The sequence below is a fragment of the Leptolyngbya sp. FACHB-8 genome (assembly GCF_014695575.1).
Lineage (GTDB): Bacteria > Cyanobacteriota > Cyanobacteriia > Elainellales > Elainellaceae > Vacuolonema.
Window position 1 is genome coordinate 13,232 of record NZ_JACJOO010000055.1, and the last position, 14,727, is coordinate 27,958.

Consider the following 14,727-nt stretch of genomic DNA (forward strand, 5'->3'; position numbering starts at 1 on the left):
GAACCCTGGTTTCTAAGGGTTATCAGATGACCTCAGGTCTGCGAGCTCGTTACGCAAGGCGGTGATTTGCGTAATGAGGTCTTGCAAGTCTGCCTCAACATCTGCAGGGGCAGAAGGGCCCGCGGTGGGAGCGGTGTATTCCCCTCCTGTTGCTGAGCCTGAGGTGCGGGCCTGATTGATCAGGCTATCTACAAAGGTGCGGGCTTCACGCTCGGTTACTTCGCCTCGGCTTGCCAGCTCATCTGCTAATTCCGTTGGGTTGGTGCGGAGCTTGTTTAAGGCATCTTCGCCTACGCTGGGGTTCTGTAAACTCTCAATCAATGTTCCAGCAGCTCCAATGGAGACCCGGAATCCCTTCTGAACCGTCTGAAAAATAGCGTCGGGGTTCATGTCCATAGGCCTTGGTTGAACGATGTCAGCCAGAGCTTATCAGATCTGAACCTCGATCTTCCACTGCTGGAGGATGATCGAGGCTGGCAGAGTCGCTTTTGTTCTTGGAGCAATCGCCACCTTGGTTAGGACATGAGAAGAGAGTGAGGGCGAAGCCCTCACTCTCTTCTCATGTCCTAACCAAGGTGGCGAAAAGTATACAAGATGCTCGGTTGAATGCCCAGCCATCCTGTAAGAGCGTGATTAGAAGTTTTCTAGGTAGAGGTTAAGGTCTTCTACTAAGCGGGTTAGCTCTGCTTCGGTTGTTAAACGAATGCGATCGTCACGCACTGTGACCAGGACCTTAGCGGCAAAGGGTGTGGGCCAAATATTGGGATTACAGAAAATTTCTAAAAAGACATCTCCTGTGTGGCGATATTCCAGGGGAGCCTGTGGAGCGGGCCTGCTGGATGGGGTGCCTGGTGATGCGACAGTTTTTAGGCGTGTCATCAGTTCCTGAAGGGAACCCTGCAGGTCTCTCGCGGCTTCAGGTGAAAAGCTGAATGCCACTGAGCCTTCCACCAGATTTAGTCGAAATTGGGATGCGCTCACCGAATGTACTCCCTGTATAACTATCTTGTTATATATCAAATCCGGCTGAATAACTGTGATGAGTTGTAGCGCGGCGTAACGTGCTACAGCATGATCCGTCATGACGTAAATGGGGTGTGGTGAAAGGGACACGAAGTACCCTTTTCACCACACCCCATCCATATGTTTGAAACATGACGAACAGGATTTGGTATAAAGTACGTTTGCTTAACTGATGTTGGAAATGTTGATTTTTCCGTGCCATTAGAAGAAAAACAACCTTCCCAGGATTTTTCCCAATATCCGCTTAGGAGTAGTAGCAAAGTAGAGCTAAAAACCGATGACTGTAACGAATGTTTTATTGCTTCTGGGTGGATTAGTACTCTTGGTTGTCGGTGCAGAACTACTGGTTCGCGGGGCATCGAAAATTGCTTTAGTTGCAGGTCTTTCTCCTCTGGTGATTGGGCTGACCATCGTTGCTTATGGCACCAGTTCACCGGAGATGACAGTCAGCGTGCAGGCAAGTCTGGCAGGGCAGGCTGATATTTCTCTCGGGAACGTGGTGGGCAGCAATATCTTTAATGTGCTGGCAATCTTGGGAATCGCCTCATTAATTTCGCCATTGCCTGTGGCTCAGCAATTAATTCGCCTGGACGTGCCAATCATGATTGGCGTTTCGGTGTTATTGCTGTTATTTGGTCTGGATGGTAATGTCAATCGCTTCGAAGGTGTCATCCTGTTTTTGGGAGCTATCGCCTATACAGTCTTTCTGATTTATCAGAGCCGTAAAGAGCAGAATGCGGATGTGCAGGCAGAATATGAGCAGGAATTTGGAGGTACCCAACCGAGTAACGGCAAAACTTGGATCATCAATGTTCTGCTGATTGTCGTGGGTTTGGGATTGCTTGTGGTGGGGTCGCAGTGGCTAACCAGCTCATCGGTGGCGATCGCCCGCTCTTTTGGTCTCAGTGAGCTGGTCATTGGCCTGACCTTAGTTGCCGCAGGAACATCTCTGCCAGAACTGGCCTCTTCTGTTGTGGCTAGTATCAAGGGAGAGCAGGATATTGCAGTCGGTAATGTGGTGGGTAGCAATATTTTCAATATCCTGGCAGTGTTGGGCTTGAGTGCAGCTGCTTCGAGTACGGGTATCAATGTGTCGTCAGCAGCCCTTAACTTTGATATTCCCTTCATGATTGCGGTGGCGCTCGCCTGTCTTCCCATTTTCTTCACGGGCAACCGCATTGCCCGGCTTGAAGGAATTCTTTTTCTGGCATATTACGTTGCCTATACCGTTTATCTAATTCTCAAATCTACAGAACACGAACAGTTACCCGGCTACAGTCAGGTCATGCAGAGCTTTGTCATTCCCATTACACTCATCACGCTGGCGGTGGTGACGCTCAACTCCCTTTGGCGTAAACGAACTGCGAATCGGTAGTCTCGTGAGTGCTACGCGCTCAGAACCAGGGTGTCTATTTTTGAAAAGCTACACGGAGCGCGGCTTTTCGAAAATAGACTGTCCTAACCAGATTGCGTCAGTTTATAAGCCTCCTATGAGTTGCGCGTCGTGCTTAGCACGACGCGCAACTCATAGGAGGCTAACTGGGGGCTAAGCCCAGTTCTCTAGCTGTTGGCGCCAACTCTGCACAACCCGCTGTAAGGACAAGGGTAGCCAGCCATCAAATTGGGGGTAAATGGGCAGGCGAGGCTGTAGGGACCAACCAGCCTGAGCCAGCATTTGTTCCAGTGCTATGTGTTGGGGATGGGGATAGTCAGGGTTGACTTCATCTTTGGGACTGACGCCTCCCAGATCGGATGCTCCGGCTTCCAGACAGGCGAAGAGATGCTCGGGGCTAGCCACCAGATTCGGGGGAATCTGCAGTGTAATGTCGTTGGGTAAGACGTGGCGAGCTAGACGCACAGCCTCTACCAGGGCTTCATGTGCTAAGGGCTCTCCCGGCCATGGCTGATTTTGGCCTGGGCTGTGGGGTTGTAGAATAACCTCCTGAATGTGCCCCCAGCGGTGATGAATTTGAGCGATCGCCTCCAACGTATTCTGCCAATCCGCCTGACTCTCCCCAATTCCCAACAATAGCCCGGTAGTAAAGGGAATTCGCAGTTCGCCGGCCCATTCCAATTGTTGCAAGCGTACTTCTGGCACTTTGCTAGGAGCATGGCGATGGACCGTCTCCGTCAGAGCGGGAGTTACCTGCTCCAGCATCAATCCCATAGACACGTTCACGTCTCGGAGCTGGGCCATTTCGTCATAGCTCAAGGGTCCCGCATTGGTGTGGGGCAAGAGACCCATATCCAGGGCTAGCTGGCATAAATCGACGATATGTTGAAACCAGGCCGTTCGTCGAGGGCTGCGAGGATGAACTTCACCACTCAGGATGAGAGCCTCAATGATGTGGCGATCGCGCCAACTCTGCAACTGCTTCTCAGCCTGCTCCAGGGAAAGCCAGGTATCCGTTCCAGGGTTAACCCGAAAATTACAGTAGCTGCACTGGTTAAAACATTCGTAGGTAGGAACCAGCGTTCCCGCCGGACTAAAGCTGATACATTTGCCCGTATTCATGAGTCACTACTTCAGTACGGTGGTATGTGGCACAAAATGCTACACACCACCGTACTGAATTCAAGGACTTCATACAATCAGCTCGCGGCTTTGTGGGGTTGCTGAATGGAGTCATGAAATGGGGAACTGAGCTTCCCTCTTCTGCTTCTCCTGCGAAACTTCACCACTCTGGGCGCAACCCTTGGCTCTCCAGGTGCTGCTGTAGTGCTGGCATAAGTCCCTTGGGCACAATGCTAGAGGGAGTTTCTGTTGGGTGTTGGCGTACAAGCCAAGCGGCTGTCACCCCTGAGGCGGCACCCACATGCCATTCCCCATGGTGAACTCGAATGGCCGCCGTGGCGATATGGCTAGCGGCTAGAGCTTTGCCACCGATGAGCATGTTATCCACTCCCTGGGGGATTAGGGCTTCTAGGGGGATGTAGATAGGACGTACCAGTTCTTCCTTTACCGAGGCCCGAACGGCTTCTCCCGTGGCTTCCCAATTGCGGTAGCGGCAGCCATGGATGTCGATGTCGTAGTGGGTGACCGCCACCACCGTTCCTCGAAAATCACGTCCCTCCATGTCATTGCGAATGTCCTGCTCACGGATCATGAATTCCGGCTGCCCATAGGCTGCGCGTCCCAGAATCCGCCGTCCCTCCCGAATGTAAGGCACCATTGCCAACCCCGAAGCCGTTTTCATGGGGCTATTCGCTCCATGCAGGAATGTGAGGGGGTAGCCGGGTTCACTATGGTTATCCAGCAACCATTTAGCAAACATCAGGGCATGGTTTTCCCCATGACGCAGAGCCAGGGCTGAGATGCCGCCCATCCAGTTCTGGTAGTGGCCCGTGTTAACCAGCTTCTCCTTGGTCAGGATGAGAGGGGGGTTCATCCAGTTCCAGTCGTTGCCCTGAGTCCAGTTCACCAAAGCAATGTCCCCAGGGGCGGGGCTGTTGGTAAACGGATCATTTAAGGTCGTGCTGACCATGCGGCGGTAATTGAAAAAGCTACGCCCTGTGAACATGGCCGTCCCCGCAAGGCTGTAGACATCGTGATGCTCTTCTTCGCTGTAGAAGGTGTCGACATCTTTAAGGACCTCTTTGCTCTTCCCCCCGTCGTCGTAAAGGCCTAGGGCAAAGGGGGCGGTGAAGGCTTGAGTGCATTCGGGATTGTCCCAATCTGAAGCGTGGGTTTCCCCAAAAGTCGCCCATGATTCGGAGCCGAGACGATAAGGGATACGAGCCCACCCTACAAATTCGCCCGTATCGGTGGCATCGATCACCACCATATTTTTACCGGGAGGCGGCTGCAGGCGGATGGGGATCTTGTCGAAGGTGGTGTCGTCTTCCCAGCTATACCAGGCATTGAGCTCGATGGAGAAGCGCCCCTGGGGAATATAGTTGCGATCGCGCGGCACCCGCCGGACCCCATAGATGGCCTTAATAATTCGCCCCGACTCATCAAACTCAGCCCCCTTAAAGGCTGTTGAGGTAGCCCATCGGCTGTTAGGCGAATAGGATTTGGCCTCCTCCAATAATTTCATGGAGGCATTGGCCCCAGCTTCGGGGGGAAAGCATAGCCGTCCTACCCAACAGCTATTAATGCTAGAGGCGGGTACGCCCGACACTCCCGTCCATTGAGGCAGGTTAACGGGTTCGTTAAGAATGCGATTTTTGAAGCTTTGCCAGCCATCGGTGAAGTTCTGCGCCCTCAGCATGGCTTCTGACTCATCAACGGCAGAAATACCTTGGGAACTAATTTGCCCACCCATCCAGGGAGTGAGTTCAATCAAACAAGTTTCAGCACCTCCCGCCATCGCATAGGCCGCCGCCGCTACCCCACCCAGGGAACCGCCTACCACAGCCACTTCACATTCCCACACCTCTTCCGGTTCAGGTAACGAGGAAAGTAGCGGCCGACCATTGGGCAGCGAGCTGGGCATGGAAATACCCTCCATCACGGTCTCCGCCTGGCTAACTTCGGTGCCGTCGGGCACGTTCGTTTTAGGGAGATCAGGACGTCGGGTCAGGCTGGTCAGCAGGATGGCTGAACTCGCGCCTGCAAGCAATGCACCTAAAGGTACGAGCCACGGCAGAAAACGCACATTCCTTAGTTGCATTGACCTCCAAATTGCGGATGATATGCTGAGGAAAGAAAATAAACAGATGACTGCGATCGCTCTCTATGCATGCCCTGCATTGAAGCAGGTCGTCAGCCAAACGAGCAATGAGCAACGTTGCTTTTTTTGATTGCCCGCTCGGCTACCAAGCGCCAGTTTCAGAATTCCCTAGAATTCCAAAAATCTGCACCCTTCGGTAGAGCCGAGTTCTGACCAAGAATTGTAGTCATAAATCGGGGGAATGGATCATGGCCTCACCTGTAATTTCCTTCAAGGCATTCCATCGACTGAGTTGGGGGTTAATGGGAGCGATCGCCTCTACCCTAATCGTTTCGGCAGGAAATGCTCTGGCTCAGGTCGTTTTCCAGTATGGGGATAACGGCTCTGCTGTCACGGCCATTCAACAACGGCTCGGTGTTTATCCAGATGGAGACTTTGGCTCTGAAACAGAGCAAGCCGTGATTGATTTTCAGTCCCGTTATGGCCTGGAAGCAGATGGCGTCGTTGGTCCTGCAACCCTGGACGCATTAGATTTGGGATATTTAACCAATGTTGGCGGCCCAACGGATGATGAATATGGGCAAGGCTCTAGCAGTGCTGTTGTTCGCACATCGGGTGATGTTTTGAATGTGCGGAGTTGGCCAAATGGTGAGGTGATTAGCTCCTTGGCGAATGGCACCCCTGTTGTCTTAACAGGAGATGAAGAGTTTGCTGGAGGCTTAACCTGGGCAGAGTTATCAGTTGGGGGGTGGGTGGCCAGAAATTTCCTTTCGTTCACAGGAACCGGTGGTCCTGGCGACTATACGCCGGGGGCTGGCCCTTATGTTGTTGCTATACCTGGAAACGATCCTGATGATCTACGGGTTGTGCGGAGGCGAGTTCCAACGGCGTTTTATGATGATTCCAGCCAGGGATCTTTTATCAATGCGGGTAATTACCCAAGTCGTTCAGTTGCCGAGGACATCGTAGATGACTTACGGGATCGTGGAATTGATGCCCGGCTCTCCTACCGACGATTCCGTTAGAAAATGACTAGTAGGCTGCGGCCTAAGTTTGCATACTATGTTTTTGTGTGGGGTGCTTCGCATCCCACACAAAAACATAGGTGATGGATTTCCGCCTCAGCGTACTAGAGGGCTATACGAGGATTGATTCTGTAGAAAATACCTCTCTAAAGGCAGTTTTTTAGCTCAAAGGGTCATTGTGATAGCGATCGCCTGGTTCATAAAACCAGGCGTTTTTGTACGCACGTAAAGCCCAGGCAGTACCCATGACGCAGAATTTTTTTATAAAGCAAGTAGTCGTATTTTTGAGCAGCAATTCTCAGTATGGAATTAGGCCCGAAAACTGCTTGCCGAAGGCAAGCGGTTTTCGGGCTTCAAAGCCAAGATTGCGCGCCCGACGGGCGCGCAATCTTGGCTTTGAAGGTCATAATGAGAACTGCTGATTTTTGAGGGTGAGATGCCCGCTACATCTCACGGGTTAAAATGAGCGATCAGCCCCAAAAGTACGATAAATCATCGGTGCCTGAAGCAGGTTGATTCCATTATTCAGGCTTGCTTGTGTTTGTTGTAAGTGCTTTACGCTTACAACAAACACAAGCAAGCCTGAATAAAGCAGAGATTTTGAGAGATTGGATGCACAAAAATTTGTGGTTCTTAGGATTTCAAAGCAAATGAGCCATTCTTGGCTTATTTTCCAAATTCTTTCTTAAGATATAGCGTTTATGGCTTCAAATGCCCCTCCCCGGTATTGCATTTCTGGCCGAGGGATTATCTACTGATGGGTGGTTCCAGCACCCGATAGTTTTGTCTCTAATAAGAGCATATCGGAGTTAGCCCAGGCCCTCTGACCCCCAACATATTTCGGTCTGGCTACGTTGCCCATTTTTATGGAGTATGGAGTATATTCATGCACTTCTCCTTGCCTATTGCGTTGCTCGGTGATGTTCGCTTTGGGAATGTCAGCCCCCAGTTGGCGATGCATATTCCTGACGGGTTTCTGAATCTACCCGTGAGTTTAGTGACGTGGGTGTTGGCGATCGCCCTCCTCGCCCTCTCCCTGAACCGCGTCAAGAAAAACTACCAGGAACGCGCTGTACCCCTGATGGGGGTTTGTGCCGCCTTTATTTTTGCTGCTCAAATGATTAACTTTCCGATTCCCGGAGGAACCTCAGGGCATTTGCTGGGGGGAACACTGGCAGGTGTTCTACTAGGTCCCTGGGCTGGTTCCCTTGTGATGACTGTGGTGTTTATCGTGCAGGCCGTACTGTTTCAAGATGGTGGCCTGACGGTTTTAGGAGCCAATATTTTTAATATGGGACTGGTGGGTACGTTTGGTGGCTACTACCTCTACAAAGTGCTGCGATCTGTCTTGGGATACAACCGCTGGCGCGGGATGGCGATCGCCACAGCCATTACGGCCTGGGCCAGTGTAATGGCCGGATCGCTCCTCTGTGGCATTCAGCTTGCGCTTTCGGGTACGGTGCCGCTGACCCTGGCGCTGACAGCAATGCTGTCCTGGCATGCACTCATTGGGGTTGGAGAAGCACTGATCACCCTGGTCGCTATCAGTTATATCTGGCGGACCCGCCCTGACTTGTTGTTTGATCCACCCCAGCCAAAATCGGATGTGCGCCGCATTTTGACGCACCATTAATCCACCTGGCTAAATATTGTTTGTTTTTACCTCATTCAGATTTAACGTTCTTTCGTGGAGGTTGTGCCATGAGCGATCGCCCATTGTCTAAGCGAAACAAAGTGTTCATAACGAGCGGCCTTGGCATTGCATTATTGATTGCAGTAGTACTATCACCGTTTGCCAGTTCCCATCCCGATGGCTTAGATCGCGTGTCTCAGGATCACGGCTTTGCCGACCGGGCTGTGGAAGATGCTCCAGCCAAAAAGCTTCCCTTTCATGCTGTCTTCGATGAATATGCCCTACGGGGGGTTCCCGAAGGTGTCGCAACGCCGCTAGCGGGTTTGCTCGGTACTCTAGCCACCTTTGGCCTCGCCTGGGGGGCAGGAAAGCTACTGGTCAAAGGCTCTCATTCGTCTGAGTCAGAATCTTAAAGGACTGGCATGGCCTTATTTCACACAGGCGTATTTCATTTAGATCAGGATAGTCAGCTCGCTTCGCCCTGGCATCGATTGGTTGCACCCAGCCGAGTGCTCTGTGCGCTGTTGTTTGTCTTTGCCACTTCCCTAACTCCAAACGGATACTGGGCAGTTTGGGGGGTTTATGGATTAGGGTTACTGTTGCTGTTGCTCCTCAGCCGAGTGAACTTGGGGCGGTTGTTGCGTCGGGTTGGCGTCGAATCGGTGTTTCTGGGAGCCGTCCTTTTAGGGACACTGTTTCGGGATGGGGGGACAGTACTTTGGCAGTGGGGTTGGCTACGCATTACCTCGGAAGGTTTGATGGTACTCGGTAGCGTCGGGCTCAAATCTCTGCTGAGTCTTATGATGCTCAACCTGTTAGTGCTAACGACCCCTGTTCCTGACCTGCTGCAGGCGCTGGTCACCCTCAAAATGCCCCCTTTGCTGGTGTCGACCCTGGCTGCTATGTACCGCTATACGGCACTGCTTGTTGGAGAATTTGCCACCATGCGGCGGGCGGCGGCGTCCCGCAATCTAATGAATCGCCAGCGCTATCAACGCTTGGTGATTGGGAATATGATAGGTGCGCTTTTTATCCGGACATATGAGCGGGGCGATCGCATCCATCAAGCCATGCTGGCGCGTGGTTATACAGGGCTTCCCCCGCTTCAGACAGTACCTCAAAGCCGTTGGTGGGATGGGGTGGCGATCGCTCTCACCTTGACTGTTCTAATTGTGGGGCAGGCTCTCCATTGGTACGGTACCCATCGCTAGGGTCTGTTTTAAGGGTTGTTTTTGTTGCTTTCCGCATAAAAACAACCCTTTAACCGGCTTTAAAGTACGCCCTAAACCTGCACGACAAAAGCTGACGGAATTGCTCACTTTCCATTTCCAGGGCTGATATGCATCATAATCCCATTGCCATCGAACAGTTAAGCCACACCTACCCTGATGGTACTCAGGCTCTTAGCTATATTGATCTATCCATTGCGGCGACTGAACGGGTCGCGCTGGTTGGGGCAAATGGTTCGGGCAAATCAACCTTGCTACTTCATCTCAACGGCATTCTAATACCTCAGACAGGGACGGTCACCGTTGGCGAGTACCCAATGGAGCCCCAGAATCTGAAGCAGATCCGCAATTTTGTGGGGCTGGTCTTTCAAAATCCTGATGACCAACTGTTTATGCCAACGGTCTGGGAAGACATTACCTTTGGCCCTATGAACCAGGGAGTACAAGGGGAGGAGCTGGCCCACCGTTGCCACCACTGTCTCTATGCAGTGGGGTTAGACCCTCAGCATTATGGCAATCGCAACACGAGCAACCTCTCTGGTGGGGAGAAACAGCGGGTGGCGATCGCCGGAGTCCTGGCTATGCGCCCCCAAATTCTGGTGTTTGATGAACCTACAGCCCGCCTCGACCCTCGCTCACGGCGACAGCTCATTCATCTACTGAAGGGGTTGCCCATGACCCAACTGATCGCGACTCACGACCTCGATCTGGCGCTTGAGCTATGCAACCGAACGGTGGTACTCAGCCACGGTCGAGTCGTACGTGATGGGCCGACAGAGCAGATTTTGAGCGATCGCCCTTTCCTGGAAGAACACCATCTAGAATTGCCCCTCAGCTACAGCCGCCCTTACTGTTTACTGGAACACGCCCCCGTGTCCCAACGGGTTGCTCACTAGCATTACTCCAGTAGATTGAATGGATTTTGCAATCTTTTTAGCTTGCAACCAGAAAGTCCATTTGCCAAGAAACGCCCTCTATAGGGCGTTTCTTGGCAAATGAGCAAAATTAGGATTCGGCTGCTTCAGGATGATGATCGGTCAAGACAACTTCAGGGTTAAACGGCTGCTGTGACTGGACAGAAGTTGCATCCATTGGGCTACCTGACCAGCGACGTGCCAGATTGATAAAGTCTGAAGGCATCATCACGATAGTTGTTGTATTGTTTTCGGCACCGACTTCTGTCAACATTTGCAACCGTCGCAGTTCCAGGGCTGCTGGGTTCTGGCTAATGTTGTTAGAGGCTTCTGCCAATTTGATTGAAGCCTCCTGTTCCGCGGCCGCTTTGATAATGCGGGCACGCTTTTCGCGAATAGCTTCCGCTTCTTTCGCCATAGCCCGTTGCATACCTGTAGGAATTTCTACATCCTTCATTTCGACACGCTCAATCACAACACCCCAGGGCTCAGTAATCTCATCCACAATTTCTTGAACTCGAGTGTTGATCTTGTCTCGGTTCTGCAACACATCATCCAGAATATGTTGACCTACAACGTTCCGAAGTGTTGTTAAAGCTGCCTGATATACTGCCATTTCATAATTCTCAACCCGGTTAATTGCGTTCACTGGGTCGATAATTCGGTAATACAAAACGGCGTTCACACGAATGGTTACACTGTCTGCTGTAACTGTCTCTTGCGGTTCGATATTGGTGGTTCGAGTCCGTACATCTAGCTGCACTTTTTGATCAATAAATGGAACGATCCAATAGAGCCCCGGCCCCATCACGCCCTTAGAACGCCCTAAGCGAAAGATCACGCCCCGCTGATACTCTCGGTCTAACTTAAAACCCGAAAGGCTCATAAGAATGAGAAACCCTAACACTGTGCCCAAAAGGCTGCCCATGGTTCTAAAACCTAAATCAGTGTTCACATGTTTGGTCGCTCAATTCAGGGGCAGAAGGGCGTTTGCATAGGTACCCTGACCCCTAAAGACAGCGATCCATTGTTCCTCTCTATTCTAAACAGGGCAACTAATGACGTCTGCTATTCAGCCAAAGTTTAAGGGCTTTTCAATCGCTTAAAATCTGGTTATTTTTGTGAGAGCCATGCTCTGCGCGATTCTCACAAAAACAACCAGGGCTGATTTAAGTACAAAGCGCTGTAATACTTGCCTCTTTAATACAGGACAAAACTTCTAGAACCCGGATTTTGGATTGGAGGAGCGAAGGCCCCTCCAATCCAAAATCCGGGTTCTAGAGATAGTTTTAATTTTTGTCCCGTACTGTGAGTTGCCTCTAAACAACTTACAAAATGTGAGTCGTGATACACGATTATTTTCTAGAATGTTCAAATGATAGAGCTGATAGAGCAAAACTGGTTATTTTCCGGAGGCTTCCTCTATGCTGTGGAGAAAATGCATAGAGAAAGCTGTGGGTGCTAGCTTTTATTGCTTTGAGTAGCTAAATCAATCAGGGGAAAGTACTCAGGACAAATTGGTTTGTATTTGCGGTTTATACGGTTCCTGTCCAATAACAAAAGCGGGATATACGTAGAAAATACTATGTGCAAATCATACTGAGTCAGGCATCTTAAAGATCAGGCGATAGATGTGCGGCAGTAAATCGCGCAAATCGATGGATAACGTCACTGAACACAGATTCCTGAAACAGGTATAAGTCGAACGGACATTCTTTATGCTGGATTTCCAACAGTCAACGGAAGGCTTAACCCTGTTAATCGTGGTTCTCAATTACCGGACCCCTGCTTTAACCATTGATTGTTTGCGATCGCTCGTTGATGAAATTCCAACTCTGCCACCGACACGGGTGGTTGTCACTGACAATCTCTCGGGGGATGGTTCCGTTGAGCAAATTCAGGCTGCTATTGAGGCAGGTGGTTGGGGAACATGGGCTGACCTGATGCCCCTGCCCAAGAATGGCGGGTTCGCCTATGGCAACAACGCCGCCATTCGGCCTTATTACGAGAGCGGCACCTTGCCGCCCTACGTGATGCTGCTCAACCCAGATACCGTCGTCCGGCCGGGGGGCATTCGTACTCTGTGGCAGTTTATGGAAGCGAATACCAAGGTTGGTATAGCGGGAAGCCGCCTGGAAGATCCCGATGGGACACCCCAACGCTCGGCGTTTCGCTTCCATACCTTGTTTAGTGAAATGGATTCTGGGGTGCGTCTGGGAGTGTTGTCTCGCCTATTGCAACCTTGGGTAGTGGCTCCGCCTGTATCGGAGGAGGCCTGCCTCACAGATTGGGTTGCGGGAGCCAGCATGATGGTTCGTCGCGAAGTCATTCAAGATATTGGATTGATGGACGAAGGCTACTTCATGTACTACGAGGAGATGGATTATTGCCTGCAAGCTCATCGAGCGGGTTGGCCCTGCTGGTATGTACCTGAAAGTCACGTTGTTCATCTCGTTGGGCAAGCATCTGGGGTTACCGATCAAAAGCGTCCCCCCAAGCGTCTCCCCCAGTACTGGTTTGACTCCCGCCATCGCTACTTCATCAAAAACTATGGCTGGGTTTATGGAGCTGTTGCAGATGCGTTGTGGGCGGCAGGATTTGCTTCCTGGCGTGCACGGCGGGTATTGCAGCAAAAACCTGACCTTGATCCTCCCCAAATGCTCGGGGATTTTTGGCGCAACAGTGTCTTCATGAGAGGTCGCGCTATCGATCCAGCTAAAACGGTTTGAAGTCGCCTTGGAGCACTGGCAGTTCCGAAGGAGGAGGGAATCACCCTGTGGATGCCTCAAAAGGAGGATGTGAAAGGCTGTGCTCCCTGGCTACTTTCGATCTAAGCCCTCAATTCTACGTTTCGATAGAAAATCTCAATTCGCTCAACTTTCAGAAGTCCGCAAACGAATAAAACCCAGGAACAGTTTATGGTTACATTAGGGCACACGCTTGTTGCACATCCTTCAGAACCAGAATCTCTAACTCTATGGCAACTGATTCAAGAGGATTGGGTTGCTAATGGACGGGATTGGACAAAACCAGGGTTTCGAGCGCTTGCCGTCTACCGTTTTGGAGTTTGGCGTATGGAACTCCAACCTAAGTTCTTGCGGGCACCCTTTAGTATTTTGTACCGCATGCTCTATCGCAAAGTTCGCAATACCTATGGTATTGAGTTGCCCTACACCGCGAAAATTGGGCGTCGCTTAGTCATTGAACATCAACATGGTATTGTTGTGCACGGCTATTGCGAAATTGGCGATGATTGTGTCATTCGTCAGGGAGTAACGCTGGGCAACCGCTATTTGGAAAAGCCATTGGATGCCCCAAAGTTGGGCGATCGCGTCAATATTGGTGCGGGTGCTAAGGTGCTGGGAGGAATTACCCTTGGCAATGATGTTAACGTCGGTGCCAATGCTGTTGTTCTCAAAGACATCCCTACAGGTAGAACTGCTGTTGGTATCCCAGCGAAAATTATAGCTTAAGGGTGTTGCGAACTACTAGATTTTTCGTGTATGTCACGCACGAAAAATCTATCCCTTGTACTATAAATTGCTTTTTATCCTTATTAAAAAAAACTTGATTCTCCAAAGTTTAAGGGGTGTTTGCAAGGTGTTTTTTTCGGGCACTATGAATTCGGAAAACAATCTTGTTGAGGCTTTTCAAACACCCGTTGACAGATAAAACCGTTGGGTGAAACTTCTGCTCTTAGACTTCTTATCCACAGTCCGGAAACGGCCTGAACGAGCCACGTTCCAGAGGAGCCTTCAATGACAGCAACTGTTGCAGCAACTGTTATGGATATATCGATTTCTGCGTCCGAGCCGGATTGGAGCCGAGAAGAGTGTCAGCGGTGGTGGGATCCGAGCCGTCAGCTGCTAAAGTGCATCCGTAGATACCAGTTTTGGAAGAAAAAAGGCTCCCCATTGGGATGGGTGATATGCCGCTGGTATGTTCTCTGGCATCGGTTTTGGAGCGCTGTGAGTGGGGCAGATATTCCTCTCAACTGTCAGATCGCGGGCGGTTTGTTGATGCCTCACCCCAATGGCGTCGTGATTCATCCCAATGCCTATATTGGCCCCAACTGTCTTGTTTTGCAGCAAGTCACCATTGTTGGAGGGGTTCATCTGAAGGGCCATGTGGATATCGGTGCGGGTGCAAAAATTATCCGCCCTGTTTCGATTGGTGAACATGCGCGCATTGGGGCGAACGCTGTAGTGCTGAACGATGTTCCCGCGTATAGAACAGCAGTGGGTATGCCAGCTCATATTACTGAAGGGTCTAATAAGCCTAGCTAAG

General features: G+C 51.0%; 14 protein-coding genes. 9 read left to right on the forward strand and 5 right to left on the reverse strand.

The genetic code is table 11. The annotated features are described in order from the left end of the window. Positions 1-12: 12 nt before the first annotated feature. Together H6F91_RS13345 and H6F91_RS13350 are read right to left on the reverse strand one after the other, a co-directional pair. Complete coding sequence (locus H6F91_RS13345) at positions 13-390, reverse strand: hypothetical protein (RefSeq protein WP_190772433.1); 378 nt, start codon at positions 388-390, stop codon at positions 13-15. Between the two features lie 243 nt (positions 391-633). Beyond that, positions 634-981, reverse strand: coding sequence for a hypothetical protein (locus H6F91_RS13350; RefSeq protein WP_190772434.1), 348 nt, complete (start codon positions 979-981; stop codon positions 634-636). A 319-nt stretch (positions 982-1,300) separates the two neighbouring features. On the opposite strand from H6F91_RS13350, the gene H6F91_RS13355 reads away from it, so the two are divergent. Then, positions 1,301-2,398, forward strand: a complete 1,098-nt coding sequence (locus H6F91_RS13355) for a calcium/sodium antiporter (protein ID WP_190772435.1) — start codon at positions 1,301-1,303, stop codon at positions 2,396-2,398. Positions 2,399-2,569: 171 nt separating this feature from the next. Here H6F91_RS13355 and cofG read toward each other — a convergent pair whose 3' ends face one another. Together cofG and H6F91_RS13365 are read right to left on the reverse strand one after the other, a co-directional pair. Next, positions 2,570-3,538: a 7,8-didemethyl-8-hydroxy-5-deazariboflavin synthase subunit CofG gene (cofG, locus tag H6F91_RS13360; protein ID WP_190772436.1), complete on the reverse strand. Its 969-nt coding sequence runs from the start codon at positions 3,536-3,538 to the stop codon at positions 2,570-2,572. Positions 3,539-3,698: 160 nt separating this feature from the next. Further along, complete coding sequence (locus H6F91_RS13365) at positions 3,699-5,639, reverse strand: FAD-dependent oxidoreductase (protein WP_190772437.1); 1,941 nt, start codon at positions 5,637-5,639, stop codon at positions 3,699-3,701. Between the two features lie 248 nt (positions 5,640-5,887). Between H6F91_RS13365 and H6F91_RS13370 the strand changes: the two genes are divergently transcribed. The 5 genes from H6F91_RS13370 (at position 5,888) to H6F91_RS13390 (ending at position 10,422) form a co-directional block, all read left to right on the forward strand. Then, positions 5,888-6,664: a peptidoglycan-binding domain-containing protein gene (locus H6F91_RS13370; RefSeq protein WP_190772438.1), complete on the forward strand. Its 777-nt coding sequence runs from the start codon at positions 5,888-5,890 to the stop codon at positions 6,662-6,664. Between the two features lie 886 nt (positions 6,665-7,550). Next, on the forward strand, positions 7,551-8,297 hold the full coding sequence (cbiM, locus tag H6F91_RS13375) for a cobalt transporter CbiM (RefSeq protein WP_190789381.1): 747 nt from the start codon (positions 7,551-7,553) through the stop codon (positions 8,295-8,297). Positions 8,298-8,365: 68 nt separating this feature from the next. Next, positions 8,366-8,710 carry a PDGLE domain-containing protein gene (locus H6F91_RS13380; protein ID WP_190772440.1) on the forward strand — a complete coding sequence of 115 codons (345 nt, stop codon included), beginning with the start codon at positions 8,366-8,368 and terminating at the stop codon, positions 8,708-8,710. Positions 8,711-8,719: 9 nt separating this feature from the next. Then, positions 8,720-9,508 carry a cobalt ECF transporter T component CbiQ gene (cbiQ, locus tag H6F91_RS13385; protein WP_190772441.1) on the forward strand — a complete coding sequence of 263 codons (789 nt, stop codon included), beginning with the start codon at positions 8,720-8,722 and terminating at the stop codon, positions 9,506-9,508. Positions 9,509-9,636: 128 nt separating this feature from the next. Continuing rightward, entirely contained in the window at positions 9,637-10,422 is a 786-nt protein-coding gene (locus H6F91_RS13390) for an ATP-binding cassette domain-containing protein (RefSeq protein ID WP_190772442.1), read from the forward strand. Positions 10,423-10,531: 109 nt separating this feature from the next. On the opposite strand, the gene H6F91_RS13395 is transcribed toward H6F91_RS13390, so the two are convergent. Beyond that, positions 10,532-11,368, reverse strand: coding sequence for a slipin family protein (locus H6F91_RS13395; RefSeq protein ID WP_190772443.1), 837 nt, complete (start codon positions 11,366-11,368; stop codon positions 10,532-10,534). A 790-nt stretch (positions 11,369-12,158) separates the two neighbouring features. On the opposite strand from H6F91_RS13395, the gene H6F91_RS13400 reads away from it, so the two are divergent. From H6F91_RS13400 to H6F91_RS13410, 3 genes are all read left to right on the forward strand, one after another. Continuing rightward, positions 12,159-13,169, forward strand: a complete 1,011-nt coding sequence (locus tag H6F91_RS13400; RefSeq protein WP_190772444.1) for a glycosyltransferase family 2 protein — start codon at positions 12,159-12,161, stop codon at positions 13,167-13,169. 189 nt (positions 13,170-13,358) lie between these two features. Next, the gene (locus H6F91_RS13405; RefSeq protein WP_190772445.1) at positions 13,359-13,913 is read left to right on the forward strand and encodes a serine O-acetyltransferase; all 555 of its coding nucleotides are present in this window, start codon (positions 13,359-13,361) and stop codon (positions 13,911-13,913) included. A gap of 285 nt (positions 13,914-14,198) precedes the next feature. Then, the gene (locus tag H6F91_RS13410; protein WP_199307806.1) at positions 14,199-14,726 is read left to right on the forward strand and encodes a hypothetical protein; all 528 of its coding nucleotides are present in this window, start codon (positions 14,199-14,201) and stop codon (positions 14,724-14,726) included. Position 14,727 lies beyond the last annotated feature (1 nt).

Bases quoted from the DNA above. Each gene is read 5' to 3' on its own strand.
- H6F91_RS13345 (WP_190772433.1), bottom strand. From the start codon at position 390: ATGAACCCCGACGCTATTTTTCAGACGGTTCAGAAGGGATTCCGGGTC.
- H6F91_RS13355 (WP_190772435.1), top strand. From the start codon at position 1,301: ATGACTGTAACGAATGTTTTATTGCTTCTGGGTGGATTAGTACTCTTG.
- cofG (WP_190772436.1), bottom strand. From the start codon at position 3,538: ATGAATACGGGCAAATGTATCAGCTTTAGTCCGGCGGGAACGCTGGTT.
- H6F91_RS13365 (WP_190772437.1), bottom strand. From the start codon at position 5,639: ATGCAACTAAGGAATGTGCGTTTTCTGCCGTGGCTCGTACCTTTAGGT.
- H6F91_RS13370 (WP_190772438.1), top strand. From the start codon at position 5,888: ATGGCCTCACCTGTAATTTCCTTCAAGGCATTCCATCGACTGAGTTGG.
- cbiM (WP_190789381.1), top strand. From the start codon at position 7,551: ATGCACTTCTCCTTGCCTATTGCGTTGCTCGGTGATGTTCGCTTTGGG.
- H6F91_RS13380 (WP_190772440.1), top strand. From the start codon at position 8,366: ATGAGCGATCGCCCATTGTCTAAGCGAAACAAAGTGTTCATAACGAGC.
- cbiQ (WP_190772441.1), top strand. From the start codon at position 8,720: ATGGCCTTATTTCACACAGGCGTATTTCATTTAGATCAGGATAGTCAG.
- H6F91_RS13390 (WP_190772442.1), top strand. From the start codon at position 9,637: ATGCATCATAATCCCATTGCCATCGAACAGTTAAGCCACACCTACCCT.
- H6F91_RS13395 (WP_190772443.1), bottom strand. From the start codon at position 11,368: ATGGGCAGCCTTTTGGGCACAGTGTTAGGGTTTCTCATTCTTATGAGC.
- H6F91_RS13400 (WP_190772444.1), top strand. From the start codon at position 12,159: ATGCTGGATTTCCAACAGTCAACGGAAGGCTTAACCCTGTTAATCGTG.
- H6F91_RS13405 (WP_190772445.1), top strand. From the start codon at position 13,359: ATGGTTACATTAGGGCACACGCTTGTTGCACATCCTTCAGAACCAGAA.
- H6F91_RS13410 (WP_199307806.1), top strand. From the start codon at position 14,199: ATGACAGCAACTGTTGCAGCAACTGTTATGGATATATCGATTTCTGCG.